This is a genomic window from Bacillus sp. Brlt_9, assembly GCF_051948935.1.
Taxonomy (GTDB): Bacteria; Bacillota; Bacilli; order Bacillales; family Bacillaceae_G; genus Bacillus_A.
The window spans coordinates 686,162-700,503 of sequence record NZ_JAYJLO010000003.1 but is presented as its reverse complement, the minus strand read 5'-3'; the positions used below and the strand labels follow the sequence as shown (position 1 = coordinate 700,503).

13 protein-coding genes are annotated in these 14,342 nt (G+C 33.5%); 5 read left to right on the top strand and 8 right to left on the bottom strand.

The features are described 5' to 3' along the window. Positions 1-101: 101 nt before the first annotated feature. The 7 genes from VF726_RS16235 to VF726_RS16205 form a co-directional block, all read right to left on the bottom strand. Positions 102-488: a hypothetical protein gene (locus VF726_RS16235; RefSeq protein ID WP_088363972.1), complete on the bottom strand. Its 387-nt coding sequence runs from the start codon at positions 486-488 to the stop codon at positions 102-104. 88 nt (positions 489-576) lie between these two features. Next, the gene (locus VF726_RS16230) at positions 577-2,262 is read right to left on the bottom strand and encodes a glycoside hydrolase family 13 protein (RefSeq protein WP_440170046.1); all 1,686 of its coding nucleotides are present in this window, start codon (positions 2,260-2,262) and stop codon (positions 577-579) included. Positions 2,263-2,295: 33 nt separating this feature from the next. Further along, positions 2,296-3,333 carry a type IV pilus twitching motility protein PilT gene (locus VF726_RS16225; protein ID WP_440170043.1) on the bottom strand — a complete coding sequence of 346 codons (1,038 nt, stop codon included), beginning with the start codon at positions 3,331-3,333 and terminating at the stop codon, positions 2,296-2,298. Positions 3,334-3,505: 172 nt separating this feature from the next. Next, complete coding sequence (locus VF726_RS16220) at positions 3,506-4,915, bottom strand: PhoH family protein (protein WP_440170041.1); 1,410 nt, start codon at positions 4,913-4,915, stop codon at positions 3,506-3,508. An 84-nt stretch (positions 4,916-4,999) separates the two neighbouring features. Next, positions 5,000-6,022 (bottom strand): M23 family metallopeptidase, encoded by a 1,023-nt coding sequence (locus tag VF726_RS16215; RefSeq protein ID WP_440170038.1) that lies wholly within the window; start codon positions 6,020-6,022, stop codon positions 5,000-5,002. A 29-nt stretch (positions 6,023-6,051) separates the two neighbouring features. Beyond that, positions 6,052-6,435 carry a hypothetical protein gene (locus tag VF726_RS16210; RefSeq protein WP_440170036.1) on the bottom strand — a complete coding sequence of 128 codons (384 nt, stop codon included), beginning with the start codon at positions 6,433-6,435 and terminating at the stop codon, positions 6,052-6,054. 106 nt (positions 6,436-6,541) lie between these two features. Further along, positions 6,542-8,950 carry a transglycosylase domain-containing protein gene (locus VF726_RS16205; protein ID WP_440170034.1) on the bottom strand — a complete coding sequence of 803 codons (2,409 nt, stop codon included), beginning with the start codon at positions 8,948-8,950 and terminating at the stop codon, positions 6,542-6,544. A gap of 224 nt (positions 8,951-9,174) precedes the next feature. On the opposite strand from VF726_RS16205, the gene VF726_RS16200 reads away from it, so the two are divergent. Beyond that, positions 9,175-10,011 (top strand): hypothetical protein, encoded by an 837-nt coding sequence (locus VF726_RS16200; protein ID WP_440170031.1) that lies wholly within the window; start codon positions 9,175-9,177, stop codon positions 10,009-10,011. Positions 10,012-10,039: 28 nt separating this feature from the next. Here the strand turns inward: VF726_RS16200 and VF726_RS16195 are convergent, their stop codons facing one another. Further along, on the bottom strand, positions 10,040-10,378 hold the full coding sequence (locus VF726_RS16195; RefSeq protein ID WP_440170029.1) for a hypothetical protein: 339 nt from the start codon (positions 10,376-10,378) through the stop codon (positions 10,040-10,042). A gap of 223 nt (positions 10,379-10,601) precedes the next feature. On the opposite strand from VF726_RS16195, the gene VF726_RS16190 reads away from it, so the two are divergent. From VF726_RS16190 to VF726_RS16175, 4 genes are all read left to right on the top strand, one after another. Beyond that, positions 10,602-11,408, top strand: a complete 807-nt coding sequence (locus tag VF726_RS16190; protein WP_440170027.1) for a flagellin N-terminal helical domain-containing protein — start codon at positions 10,602-10,604, stop codon at positions 11,406-11,408. A gap of 176 nt (positions 11,409-11,584) precedes the next feature. Next, entirely contained in the window at positions 11,585-12,415 is an 831-nt protein-coding gene (locus tag VF726_RS16185; protein ID WP_440170024.1) for a flagellin N-terminal helical domain-containing protein, read from the top strand. Positions 12,416-12,625: 210 nt separating this feature from the next. Next, positions 12,626-13,432 (top strand): flagellin N-terminal helical domain-containing protein, encoded by an 807-nt coding sequence (locus tag VF726_RS16180; protein WP_440170021.1) that lies wholly within the window; start codon positions 12,626-12,628, stop codon positions 13,430-13,432. Positions 13,433-13,513: 81 nt separating this feature from the next. Further along, positions 13,514-14,341, top strand: coding sequence for a lytic transglycosylase domain-containing protein (locus VF726_RS16175; protein ID WP_440170019.1), 828 nt, complete (start codon positions 13,514-13,516; stop codon positions 14,339-14,341). The last annotated feature ends 1 nt before the right edge of the window (position 14,342 follow it).

The following is a 14,342-nucleotide window of genomic DNA, read 5'->3' as shown; positions in this document are numbered from 1 at the left end:
AATTATTTACTTCTAATTGATTATCTATTTGTTCTAAAGATTTGATCAGTTCCCTTTTTTCTTATGTAAGAAAACCTGACATAGAAAAAAGAAGAAGTTTTTTAAACTTCTTCTTTAAATGGTTTCGCAGAAAATTGCTCTCTCTCTTCCGTAAATTTTGCATCCTCTATCATTTCAGGGGTAATTTTACCTTCTTTCGTTAAAGCTACCCACTGTTCTAATTTACTTAGTTCCCTCATAGGGACACCCAATTTCTCAGCAATCATTTTTTTATCTATAACTTCTCTTTCAACTATTTGAAGAGTTAATTCAACAGCATCATCGTCTAAACCAGCTACGACAGCAGTGTCTACACCTTTTTCTTGCATAATTTCTATCATCATATTCTTAAGGTCTTTCGCTTCATCTTGATTAGCTTTTATGATTGTTCTCTTCTCCTCATATCTTTCATATATATCAGTTAGTTCTTGTATGTAATCTGAGCTCATTAATACCCACCTCCTAAACATCCTTATATTGATTTTCGAATGATTTAAAAGGATTTCCACACAAAAAAAGAGCTCAATAAATGAGCCCTTAAATATTCAATATATATACGCGTGTTTCATACGGTTTTAAAATAATATTATCAATTTCATTCCCATCAATTTCGGTATAATTAGAAATTAATAGTTTTTTACTTTGATACGCTATTCTTCTATCCGAAATAAACTCGCATTCATTCTCTGTAAAGTTACAAATAACTAATAGCTTTTCATTATTTAGTTGGCGTTCGTAGGCGAAAATCTGATTACTTTCTTCCATTATCGGAGTGTATATCCCGTATGTAACAATTGGGTGTTCTTTGCGTATTTTAATCAATTTTTGATAATAGTAAAATAGAGAGTCTTTATCTTCTATATTATGCTCAACATTTATTTCTTTATAATTTGGATTCACATTAATCCAAGGTTCACCTGTAGTGAAACCTGCGTTTTGTTCATTAGTCCATTGCATCGGTGTGCGTGCATTATCTCTACTTCTTTTATGTATACCGGCCATCATTTCTTTCTTAGATAGCTTATTATTTGTAACTAAATCTTCATATGCATTTAAGGTTTCGATATCTCTATAATCCTTAATATTACTAAACGAAACATTAGTCATACCAATTTCCTCACCTTGATAAATATAAGGAGTACCTTGCAGCATATGTAAACAAGTTGCTATCATTTTACCTGATATCACCCTATACTCTTCAGAATCATTTGCCCATCTTGAAATTGCTCTAGGTTGATCGTGATTACTCCAATATAAGCTGTTCCAACCTTCAGATTCCAACCCTTTTTGCCACTCTGTGAATATTTTCTTTAAATCTGTTAGTCTCCAAGGCTCAGGTGTCCATTTTCCATATTTGCCGTCACCTAAATTTACGTGTTCAAAATGGAATACCATATTTAATTCATTTCTGTGTTCGCCAGTATAATTCTTTGCTTCCTCTATATTTACACCAGGCATTTCCCCCACTGTAATAGTATCATAGTTGCTTAATACCTCTTTGTTCATTTTATTGAGATATTCGTGAATTCTAGGTCCATTCATAAAATATGGAGAACCATCTGTAAATTCACCGGTACCTTTCCCCTCTGGAAAACGTTGATCTTTTGAAATGAAATTAACTACATCCATTCTAAATCCGTCTACACCTTTATTTAACCAATATTTCATCATATCAAAAATCTCTTGCTGTAAATTAGGGTTTTCCCAATTTAAATCAGGTTGTTTTTCGCTAAATAAATGAAGAAAGTACTCATTGGTTTCTTTATCAAGCTTCCAAGCAGAGCCACCAAATGCAGAGCCCCATCGATTAGGTGGACCACCATTTTCGTTCCCTTTTCTCCAAATGTAATAATCTCTATATTTATTATCTAAAGATTTCCTAGATTCAACGAACCAACTATGCTCATCTGAGGAATGATTAACTACTAAATCCATCATTATTTTTATCCCATTTGTATGAGCTTTTTTTAACATTTCATCAAAATCTTTCATTGTGCCGAATTCAGTCATTATATCTTTGTAATCTGATATATCGTATCCATTATCATCATTAGGTGATTTAAATACAGGAGATAACCAAATCACATCAATACCTAGTAATTTTAAATAATCTAGTTTCTCTGTTATTCCCTTAATATCACCTATTCCATCACCATTAGAATCGTTAAAACTTCTTGGATATATTTGATAAATCACACTTTCTTTCCACCATTGTCTTTTCATCACTTGCCTCCTAAATGCTATATATTTTACAAATTAATAAACTAGGTCAGGATCGATAATACCTTTATCTTTTAATTCTTGAATAGAATCTTTCATTAATATGTTTCCTTCATCCTTGTATTTCTCCATTAAGTCCTCTAAGTCTTCTAATCGATCTTGTCTGATCGCCCTTCTCATCTCTTTATTTAGAAACATAACTTCATATGCAGGTACACGTCCTCCACCGATTTTCGGGAATAATCGCTGATTCACAACCATTCTTATATTAGTTGCTAGCTGTGAGCGTATATTTTGTTGTTGCATAACCGGGAAAACGCTTACTATTCTATCTATAGAGGACATCGCTGTATTTGTATGTAACGTTCCGAATACTAAGTGCCCTGTTTCACTAGCTACACAAGCATTTTCAATAGTTTCTAAATCTCTCATCTCACCTATAAGAATGATATCTGGATCTCTACGTAAGCTATCTTTCATACTTGAAGCGAAATCCGGTGTATCCATACCTACTTCTCTTTGAGTAATTATTGATTTTTTAGGTCTATGCACAAACTCAATTGGATCTTCAGAAGTTGTAATATGAGTTTTTCTAGTTTCATTTATGTGGTCAATTAAAGAAGTTAACGTAGTAGTTTTACCACTTCCGGTTGGGCCAGTAACAAGTATTAATCCAAATGAACGATTAATTTCTTCTTTTACCTTATCAGGTAACCCGATAGCATCTACCGGAATAACTTTATCACTTAATCGACGTATAACAGCAGTGTATTCCCCTCTAGATTGCGATAAGTTCCCACGGAATCTAATTCCAGAATACGTGTATGCAAAGTTAGCCGCCTTCTCTTCGTGAAAGTTATTAATGTGGTAATCATTAATTGCTTTACTCTCAATTAACAATTTAAATACATCTTTTCCTTTAATGAATGTTTTTGTTTTTATTACATCACCATCTACTCGATAGCACACAGGGTTATTATGTATTAAGTGCAAATCACTTGCATTGATTTCTACCATTGTTTTTAATAGTTCCTCGAACATATTTTTCGGTTCGGATAATTTAGTTTTAGTCATACCATTACCTCCACTAGGGAAAAAAGCCACTCCGTAACTGAAGTGTTCCAAAAACATACATATTAATTGGAGAAGGCTTAATTAATATAAGCCTCCTCCTTTTATGTAGTCCTTAACTTTTCGCACCATAATGATATGACCGCTTTCGCGCAAGGATATGTACAATTCTTTTTTATTTAAGCAACTCAGCTGCTAATTCAGCAAGTTCAGAACGCTCAGTTTTCTCTAATCTAATAATTCCTGCAATAGGCTGATTTTTCATTCTTTCTGTAGCGAATGTAAGTCCATTATTTATAGAGTCTAAGTATTGATTATCAATTTGTTCTGGATCACCCAACAACACAACTTTAGTTCCTTTCCCCGCCCTAGTAAGGATTGTTTTTATTTCGTGGCGAGTTAAATTTTGCGCTTCATCTATAATAATAAATGAATCAGGTATGCTTCTTCCCCTAATATACGTAAGGGCTTCAATTTCTAAATGATTCATCCCCTCTACGATTTCATCAACATTTACCCCGCCTTTACCTTTATTGGATTGCGTAAATATATACTCCAAGTTGTCATATATCGGCTGCATCCAAGGTTTTAATTTATCTTCTTTTTCCCCAGGCAAATATCCAATATCTTTTCCCATAGCCACTACAGGACGAGCAACAAGCATTTTTTTATATATTCCTAACTCTTCAATCTGATAAAGCCCAGCAGCTATCGCTTCTAATGTCTTCCCTGTTCCTGCTTTACCTATGCAACAAACTACTTTTGTTTCAGTATCCAGTAATAAATCTAGGAACATTTTTTGTTGAATATTTCGTGGCTCAATATTCTTTACTGCTATTGGCCCATCTGTTGTTATTTTCCTAATTACTTTCTTTTCATTATGTAAAACCAATCTTCCAGTAAATTGCCCCTCACTTTTCATTGCATTTTTACAAATAAAGAAATCCCCAACAAATACATCCTTTAAATTAGACATACCTTCACCTTGATAAATCCCTTTTTTAAATTCTGTATAGTCCATAAATTTATTCTTATATAATTCATTCAATATGTCTTGGTCAACAAATACTTCGTGATAACCTCTATGGATATAGTCAACCGTTTCAATTAATCTATCATTATCATAGATATCAACTGAAAAGTTTTTATGCCCATTCTTTCTAAACAATCTATTTACCGCATCAGCTTTTGCTAATAATCCACCATCATTAGTAACTAAAACATATTCATTACTTGGATTATCTCTTGTGATTTTAATTATTGAAGAAAGAATTATATTATCATTTTTACTATATCCATAATCTAAATCCCCTTTATCTAAGGACATATTAGATAATACCTGGAATGTTCCACCCGCTTCTAACTCAATAACATCCGAGTCTGTATTTTCAATTATTTTATTCCGTATACTTGTATAAAACCTGAAAAATTCTCTAGCATTATTGCCAGCCTCAGTAAATAAACCCTTTTTACTATCTATCTCATCCATTACTGTATCTAGAATAATGACATTACCATCTGGAAATCGAAACACAGAGCTTGGATCGTGTAAAATTACATTTGTATCTAAAAAGTAGTTTTTCAATTCATCCTCTCCTCTCTTTTCACACAATTCTTTATATTTTTTTATAAGTATCCCTTTCTAAAAGAAAACGAAAAAAAACGAAGCTTAGGCTTCGCTTTTTGTATGATTGCTTACTTTATTACTTTTTACATCAAATATTTTTATTAGTGAATTTATCATTTCACTTTTTTCTCCATATTCCCAAAAATTCTTTCCGCAAACAACCAGATCAGAATGTAAATGTAAATCTTCGTTAGTGTGTAACGCTCCGTTACTTGTTCCAGAGTTACCTACAGTACCAATAGAGTCTTTAACAGTAACCTTATCGCCTACATTAATATTATTATTTACACTACTCAAATGAGCATAATGAATTAGGACACCATTTTCACTTTGGACCCATACCTGTCTACCTCTCAATAAGTCTAATGTAGATTGAGGAGTATGCTTAATTCTTGCAGCTTCTTTTAATAAATTTTCTCTATAAGTTGAATCTAACTCTTTAAAATCTTTTGCTATCCTTACAACAGTACCCTCATATATAGGATATACTTTTGTTTTATTTGATATTTCAGTACCTATTGCTCCCGGATACCAGTCAAAACCTTCGTGCTTTCCATTTCTATAGTCACGATTTGCACCAGGTAGCTGGCCAGGTTCTTTTGTGATATATGCATTTTTTATAGGTAAGTTAGGGTTACTTAACTTTTCAAGAACATCTAATTTATCTACTTGTCTACAAACATTACTTCCTACAATATCTTTTTTACTATTAAAATATTTGTCTTTAACTTTTTTAAGATTAAATAAATCAAGACCATCTTTTTCTTTTATATAAAACTCACCATTTTTCCAATGAGCATCTACTTTATGAAAAATACCGTCAATATATATGTACCCATCTAAATCCTTGTACACCATATAATTCAAATTATTTATATCTCCCCATTCGCGATCACTACTGTCTACTTTGCCATCTTCCAATACAAAGTATCCATCAACTATTTTCAAGGGAACTTCATCTGTTTTTATATGTTCTTGATTCTTTGTTTTCACTTGCATATCAATTGGATAAATTAGATAAATAATTACATAAATACTAGTTAGGAGAATACTTAATTTCTTCATACTATCACCACTTTGTTATTAAAAACGTACTACTGTAGTCCCCACTTTTTTAAAAGACAAAATATGATGTATTCTTTGTATATTATTTTTTGAATATCATTCTTAATTTCGTGTTCATTGTAAAAGATAAAAGGTTCAATTTTAATTTCATTGTCTTCAACAAGCACAAATATTTCTAAAGCAGAACGTCCGGCTTTGAAGAAATATCGTCCCGATCCTCTATTATCCACTCTTATAGAACTACTACATTCCTTATTTAAATTAGAAAGAAACTCAATTCGTTTTTCATTAACAGGAACACTCTTTTCCTTAATACAAAAAAATTGGTTGATTTTATTAAGTGGTACCGAAGCTTGGTAGTTTTTCGGTTCTTTTATATGCCACCTTTTCAGTACCTCTACACTTTTATTCATAATTTGCCTCCCTTTATTTTGCTATTACTTGTTTTGTTACATAACCCTTTTCTAAAAACAAAAAGCCTAGCTTCTATCTAAGCTAGGCTTTTTATTTCTCTTCTTACTATTGATTAATTTCGGCTGGTTGCTCAGGATTTTGTTGGACTTTATTTTCTTCTGTCTTATTTTCTTTGGAAGTTTCTTCTGGATTCGGTTTATTTTCTGGTTTGTTTTCTGGTTTGTTTTCCGGATTGTTTACTTCATTATCATTAGATTGTACTTTTTCAGTATCCTTGCCTTCAGGTGTCACTTTTTCATTATTTTTTTCTTCTTGTTGATTATTCTCATTTTCATTTATCGTTTCTTCTTCAGGCTTTTTCACTTCAACCTTTGGTAATTCAATTGTAGTTTCGTTACTTTCTATTACTTTTTCACCTGATTCTTCGTCAAATCCGTACACTTTGTAATTATGTTTTTTTCCCGGTTGGGCATCAGCATCTTTATGCTTCCCATCTAAACTATCACCAATCATCAAACCATCTCGATAAACTTCGTATTTAATTCCAGGTTGATCTTTCCATTCAATAGAGACTTCATTTCCTTCAGTATTATGATATAAGTTGATTGAAATCTTCTCTAAATCTTTCTCCTTTACCTTCACCTTAGGTAAAATGTTTAATGTATCTTTCGCTATTTTTTGGAACATTGTTGCAGAAATATATGATGTTTGTCCAGTAGCAATATAATGACTTCTATCAGATTGATCGAATCCCATCCATACTACACCAACAAGGTTTTCTGTAAAACCTACAAACCAAATATCTTTATTTCCGCCACCGCCCGGTAATTCATTTGTTCCGGTCTTACCAGAAATACTGTATCCTGGAACGTAAGCGTTTCTACCAGTACCACTCGTTACTACACTTTTCAGCATAGATTTCATTTGATTTGCGCCTTTTTCTTTAATTACTTGTTTAGGTAATGATGGCTCATATATTACTTCTTCAACAGTGTTTACAATTCTACGAACCGTATGTGCTTCTGCTCGTTTCCCACCATTTGCATAAGCTTGAAAAGCATCCGCTAATTCTAAAGGAGTAACACCATTATCAATACCCCCTAATGCAATAGGAAGATATTTGTCATTAGGACTTAATTTAATTCCAAGACGTTCAACATATGATCTAGCATAATCTATACCTACTTTTTGTAGCATCCATACTGCTGGTACGTTATTTGACACCCTTAAAGCTTCAGCCATTGATTTCGGCCCCCAACAAGAGTGATCTCTTACGCTATAATTAGGGAATGAAGCATTACAAGGAACAGTTGAATACGGACTATATCTACCTGTCTCTAAGGCAGGACCATAAGCAATTAAAGGTTTAAAAGCTGAACCAGGCTGTCTTTTTGCTTGGAAAGCTCTGTTAAAGGATAAGAAGTTGTCTACCTTTTCTCTCGCACCTGTTAACGCGTAAATCTCTCCATTTTGAGGGTTAACCAGTACTGCTGCTCCCTCTACTTTTTTACCATCTCCAGCATTAGAAGGATATAAGCTACCATCCTCCATATGTTTACGCATTGCTTTATATACTTCAGGTTCAAAAGAAGTATAAATTGTCAATCCAGAATACATTACTTCTTCAACAGGCATTTCTAATGATTTACCAGCTTCCGATAAAACATAACTCACATATTCAGGATATCTAATCTTCTCATTACCTGTATCAAGATTTGCTTTCTTTAATACTAGGAAATCCTTTTTCTTAGCTGCTTCATATTCTGCCTGAGTAATATAACCTTCTACATACATATTGGTAAGTACAGTATTTCTTCTCTTCATTGAATTTTCAGGCTGTAAATATGGATCAAATAGACTTGGAGCATTTGGAATACCTACTAACAATGCAGATTTTGCAATTTTATCAATTCTATCTTGTTTATTAAACTCTTCTAAAGTTTGACCAAAATAAGTTTTAATTGCATTTTTAATTCCGTATGCACGTTCCCCATAGAAGATATGGTTCAAATAAAGAGCCATTATCTCTTGTTTAGAGTATTCCTTCTCAACAGCTGTAGAATAAACCGCTTCCTGTAATTTACGATCTAGCGTTTTTCCGGGATTTAAATAAACCCTTTTAACAAGCTGCTGGGTAATTGTACTTCCCCCTTGAGCAAAAGAACCAGATTTAATATTAACTAAGAGTGCACGAAAAATAGTTCGGACATTCACACCAGAGTGATTAAAGAATTCTCTATCCTCTGTTGATACCGCACCCTCTATAATTTCCTTTGGAATTTCACTATAGGGAGTCATTTCTTTTCTATCCTTCTCAAACTCAGCCATTTTGTTTCCAGAAGCATCAAAAATTCTTGTAGGCTTTGGTTCAATGCTCATTTTTTCTCGATCTAATTTAACAGACGCAAAACGATGATCTACTATGGCTGTTGCCAAAAATGTGACAACACCCGTTACTAAAACACCAGTAATTGCGGCTTTAAAAATGTTGCCTGTGGTATTACGAATACCCATTTATGTATTTCCTCCAATTACAATAAATTTAAGGGAATTTATCATTATTTTTCACGTCAATCAACTCTCCTTAAATCCGTTTAACCAGGACTACCGAAATTTTAATCCCTATATCATTTACAAAAAAAATTTTCATACCTGCTAAAAATAAAAATATCTTCTGTTGTTTCTATTAAATAAAGAATCATATAATTCTTTTACTAATATACGTGAGGTGCATTCCGATGATAAAACTAGCCGTAGGAAAAACGAAATCTGGTAAAGTTAAACTAATCAAAGATGAATTACAATCAATGAATAAACCTATTATCATTTTGGACTATAAAAACGAATTTGATGACGTGGGCACAAACACCTTAAACATAGGATTAATAGATCCCTTCTTATCGCCTATGGATTATACTGACACAATTGCGATAAACGCTGGTTTAATCGAATATAGTCAATTTCTAGCCACTCGTAGTACCGAAGTTTTAAAAGATACGGCCGGTATGGATCATTGGAAAAATTTTAAAATGAAAGATTTAGTTGAAGAAGCTTTAAAACGTGCAGCAAACGGGTGGAACGCTAATGAAAACGGGAAAGTAAAAGAACTTAGACGCTTCTTAAACTTCAAAAAGTCAAAACAAGAAAACGTACTTGAAGATGAAATTAATAAAATTAAAGAAAATGATATTGTTATTGTAAAAACCGAAGGATTACATAGTATACAGACTCGAGTCCTTACGTTCTTACTTTTAAATAGACTCCAACAAAAATTCCCTTCTTTAACCGTTGTATCCGCTAATATTAACTATTTGTGGAGAGATGGTCACCTATTCTTATTCTCCAAGATTTTCGATTTTGCAAAACACGACATTTTCCTTTCATTTAATAAAACAGAAAATTTCCCTAAGCGTTTGAAAGAATATATTGATAGTTCCTACATTTTCCGTTTAGAAAGCAATGCAGATATTGAGTTCTTTGAAGAACTTGGTGCTCCAGTAGATGCTAAAACAAAGAAATTAAAAACAGGTGCCTATCTATATTATCAAACTAACGAACAAGAAATTTCTGCGTAAAAAAAGTAGTCTCGGATTTACCTCGAGACTACTTTTTTAGTATAAATCTATATCTGCGATACGTATAAGTTTTTTCGTTTTGAGAAAATCGACTTTTAACTTTGATAAAACCCGTTTCTACTATTAGCTTAGATTCACTGCCACTTTCAATTCCCGCCGTAACATAATGTACGTCTCCTGAATTTACTCTTTTCCATTCATAATTACTATTCATTTGATCCCTAGGTAAGAATCTAGAAAATGTTTGTTGTGCATCCTCGTTAGAAAGAACAAACAACACACCTTCCCTTTTGTGAAAATATGTATAATAATCTCTGACCACTTTATATGCTCTTTCTTCATTTGGTTTAAATCCGGTGACTATCATTATTCCACCACCCCTTCACGAGAACGATGCTAATAAATAGTGATTTAAAAATCAATTTTTTTGAATAAATTTTTGTGAATTCACTATAAGAGCTAATTTATAAGTAATTTATAGATCCACTTTTTATTATTTTTACTTGACTTTTATATCTACAAATTTATAAACACTTCAGAAATCAACTAGAAGTCTTCTGACTTCACTCTTTTTAGGAGGTGTTTATTGAATGTTTATTAATACAAATTATTCTTCTTTAGTTGCTCGTGGCAACTTAACAAAAGCTTCAGGCGATTTATCTAAAACTATGGAGCGCTTATCTTCTGGTCTACGCATTAACAGCGCAGCAGATGACGCAGCAGGTTTAGCGATTTCTGAAAGAATGGGAGCTCAAGTTCGTGGTATGGACCAAGCTTACCGTAACGCTCAAGACGGCGTATCATTAATTCAAACAGCTGAAGGTGCTATGGGTACTATTTCAGACATCTTACAGCGCGTTCGTGAATTAGCTGTTCAAGCTGATAACGGTACTAACTCTGGCACTGACAAAGATTCAATCCAAGGTGAAATTACACAATTAGTTGGAGAAATCGATCACATCGCTAAAACTGCATCTTTCAATGGTATTTCATTATTAAGTGCAGATGCTACTGTTACACTTCATATTTCTGATAAAGCTGATGATACTCTAGGCGTTTCATTAGTAAAAGCAGATTCTGCTACTTTATTAGGTGCTACTCTTGATGTAAAAGCAGACGCTAAAGCTGCAATCACAGCAGTTGATACCGCTATCGACACGATCTCAAAATCTCGTGGTGCTCTAGGTGCTACTCAAAACCGCTTAGACTTCATCAGTGATAACTTAATCTCTGCTAAAAACAACACTGCTGCATCTAAATCACGTATTGCCGATGCAGATATGGCTTCAGAAATGAGCAGCTTAACTAAGTCTCAAGTTCTTCAACAAACTACTATGGCTATGCTTGCTCGTGCTAACGGCCAACCTCAATCAGTTCTTCAATTACTTCAAGGTTAATAAAAAAGTACTTTAGTCTAAAAAGACTAAAGTACTTTTTTACCTTTAAACGACAGAATTTTATAGAGTTTTTAATTTGTCTTTTTCCCTTGACTTTCCTTTTTAACTATTTATAAACACTTCAGAAATCAACTAGAAGTCTTCTGACTTCACTCTTTTTAGGAGGTGTTTATTGAATGTTTATTAATACTAACTATTCTTCTTTAGTTGCTCGTGGCAACTTAACAAAAGCTTCAGGCGATTTATCTAAAACTATGGAGCGCTTATCTTCTGGCCTACGCATTAACAGTGCAGCAGATGACGCAGCAGGTTTAGCGATTTCTGAAAGAATGGGTGCTCAAGTTCGTGGTATGGAGCAAGCATATCGTAATGCCCAAGACGGTAACTCCCTTATTCAAACAGCTGAAGGTGCTATGGGTACTATCTCTGACATTTTACAGCGTGTCCGCGAGTTAGCTGTTCAAGCTGATAACGGTACTAACTCTGGTACTGACAAAACATCTATCCAAGGTGAAATTGGTCAATTAATCAAAGAAATTGATCATATCGGAAATACATCTTCATTTAATGGTATTTCATTACTAGATGGTACAAACGCTACCATTACTCTACATATTTCTGATAAAGCAGACGACACTTTAGCAATATCGCTTACTGATGTTCGTTCAACAGCATTAGGCGGAGCAACTGGAAAAGTTAACGCTATCGACGTTAGCACTGCTGATGGTGCTCAAAAAGCAATTAAAATTGTTGATGAAGCTTTAGATTCAATTTCTAAAACTCGTGGTGGTTTAGGTGCTACTCAAAACCGCTTAGACTTCATTAGCGATAACTTAATTTCCGCTAAAAACAATACAGCTGCATCTAAATCACGTATTGCTGATGCAGATATGGCTTCAGAAATGAGCAGCTTAACTAAGTCTCAAGTTCTTCAACAAACTACTATGGCTATGCTTGCTCGTGCTAATGGCCAGCCTCAATCAGTTCTTCAATTACTTCAAGGTTAATGAAGAAGAAAAATACCACTCCGGTGGTATTTTTTCATTTTATTAGATAAAAATCTTCATTATTAAATAGCAATACAACAAGCTTTACCGCGCCTTTACAAACCCAAATAATTTGCTCGCTTTAATATTTTTTATTTTTTTTCTTAAGTATTTCAAAAAGCCTCCGTTAACTTAATACAGATTTCCAAATCAATGGAGGCGATCCTTCTTATGTATATTAATACTAACACTAGTTCACTTGTAGCACGTAATGCAATGCGTATTAACGATAATGATTTATCTAAAGCTATGGAGCGTTTATCTTCAGGATTACGTATCAATACAGCTGCTGATGATGCAGCAGGTTTAGCGATTTCTGAAAGAATGAACAGCCAAGTTCGTGGTATGAAACAAGCAACACGTAACGCTCAAGATGGCGTATCATTAATTCAAACAGCTGAGGGTGCAATGGGTACTATCGCTGATATCTTACAACGTATGCGTGAATTATCTGTCCAAGCTGATAACGATACATACTCTGCAACAGACAAAGGTTCTGTTAAAGACGAAATGACAAAATTAGCTAAAGAGATTGATCATATCGCAACTACTACTACTTTTAACGGTATTACTCTATTAGGAAGCACTCAATCAGTTACTCTTCACATCTCTGATAAATTCGATGACACATTAGCAGTTAACTTAACTGACGTACAAACTGCTGCTTTAGGCATTGATTCTATCGATGTAGGAACTGATGCAAAAGCTGCAATTAAAGCTATCGATGGCGCATTAGATAAAATCTCAAAAGGTCGCGGTGAGCTTGGTGCTAACCAAAACCGTCTTGACTTCATTGTTGATAACTTACAATTATCTATTCAAAACACTGAAGCTTCTAAATCTCGTATCTCTGATGCAGATATGGCAGCTGAATCAAGTAGCTTAACTCGTGCTCAAATCCTGAGCCAAAGCTCAATGGCTATGCTTCAAAAAGCTAACCAAAAACCACAAAGCATTATGCAATTACTTCAAGGTTAATTGTGAAAAACGCTCTTCTAAGAAGGGCGTTTTTTATTTACCTCTAATAGACGTAAAGACTATATGAACAAGGAGGAATTTATGAAAATCTCAGATGATATCAAATTACTAAATAAAACTTCAAATAATGATAAAAGTGAACCTATTTCAGAACCAGATGATGAACAATTAGAAAAGTTTTTGGAAATTGTAGAGGCTAGAGCAAAAGAGCTTAAGTCAAGTTATAAATCGGACCAAAATATTTTTCCACAGCACGATTTTCAACAAATAGCATACCAACAATTAATTAACGAATTTCAATCAAATACAACCACTGACTCAGATGGAGATAACAAAACTACAGATAATAAAAATATAGAAAACACTATACCTCCAATAACTGATTCCAATAGTGAAAAAACTACTGAACCCACTACTCAACCTACAACTACATCCAACAATAAAGAAACAAATGTTGTTGATTCACAAACTGTAATTCCTACATCTACAAATAAGAGCATAGATACGAATTCAAAAGTCCCCTCTTCCAGCCACTTAAAACAATACAGTCAGTATGATTCAATTATTTATGAAATGTCTAACAAGTATAATGTACCATTCGATCTTATCAAATTAGTTATTAATACAGAGTCTAGTTTTAATCCTAATGATGTTTCTCACAGCGGAGCTACAGGCTTGATGCAACTTATGCCTGAAACAGCTAAATGGTTAGGTGTGAACAACTCATTTGATCCGAAACAGAACATTGAAGGTGGAACAAAATATCTTAGTTATCTATTAAAACGTTACAACAACGACTTGCCACTTACTTTAGCAGCGTATAATGCAGGTCCTGGAAATGTAGACAAATACAAGGGAATCCCTCCTTTTCAAGAAACACAAAACTATGTAAAGAAAATACTCGGATAAA

Bases quoted from the DNA above. Each gene is read 5' to 3' on its own strand.
- VF726_RS16230 (WP_440170046.1), bottom strand. From the start codon at position 2,262: ATGAAAAGACAATGGTGGAAAGAAAGTGTGATTTATCAAATATATCCA.
- VF726_RS16175 (WP_440170019.1), top strand. From the start codon at position 13,514: ATGAAAATCTCAGATGATATCAAATTACTAAATAAAACTTCAAATAAT.
- VF726_RS16195 (WP_440170029.1), bottom strand. From the start codon at position 10,378: ATGATAGTCACCGGATTTAAACCAAATGAAGAAAGAGCATATAAAGTG.
- VF726_RS16215 (WP_440170038.1), bottom strand. From the start codon at position 6,022: ATGAAGAAATTAAGTATTCTCCTAACTAGTATTTATGTAATTATTTAT.
- VF726_RS16205 (WP_440170034.1), bottom strand. From the start codon at position 8,950: ATGGGTATTCGTAATACCACAGGCAACATTTTTAAAGCCGCAATTACT.
- VF726_RS16190 (WP_440170027.1), top strand. From the start codon at position 10,602: ATGTTTATTAATACAAATTATTCTTCTTTAGTTGCTCGTGGCAACTTA.
- VF726_RS16185 (WP_440170024.1), top strand. From the start codon at position 11,585: ATGTTTATTAATACTAACTATTCTTCTTTAGTTGCTCGTGGCAACTTA.
- VF726_RS16225 (WP_440170043.1), bottom strand. From the start codon at position 3,333: ATGACTAAAACTAAATTATCCGAACCGAAAAATATGTTCGAGGAACTA.
- VF726_RS16210 (WP_440170036.1), bottom strand. From the start codon at position 6,435: ATGAATAAAAGTGTAGAGGTACTGAAAAGGTGGCATATAAAAGAACCG.
- VF726_RS16200 (WP_440170031.1), top strand. From the start codon at position 9,175: ATGATAAAACTAGCCGTAGGAAAAACGAAATCTGGTAAAGTTAAACTA.
- VF726_RS16235 (WP_088363972.1), bottom strand. From the start codon at position 488: ATGAGCTCAGATTACATACAAGAACTAACTGATATATATGAAAGATAT.
- VF726_RS16180 (WP_440170021.1), top strand. From the start codon at position 12,626: ATGTATATTAATACTAACACTAGTTCACTTGTAGCACGTAATGCAATG.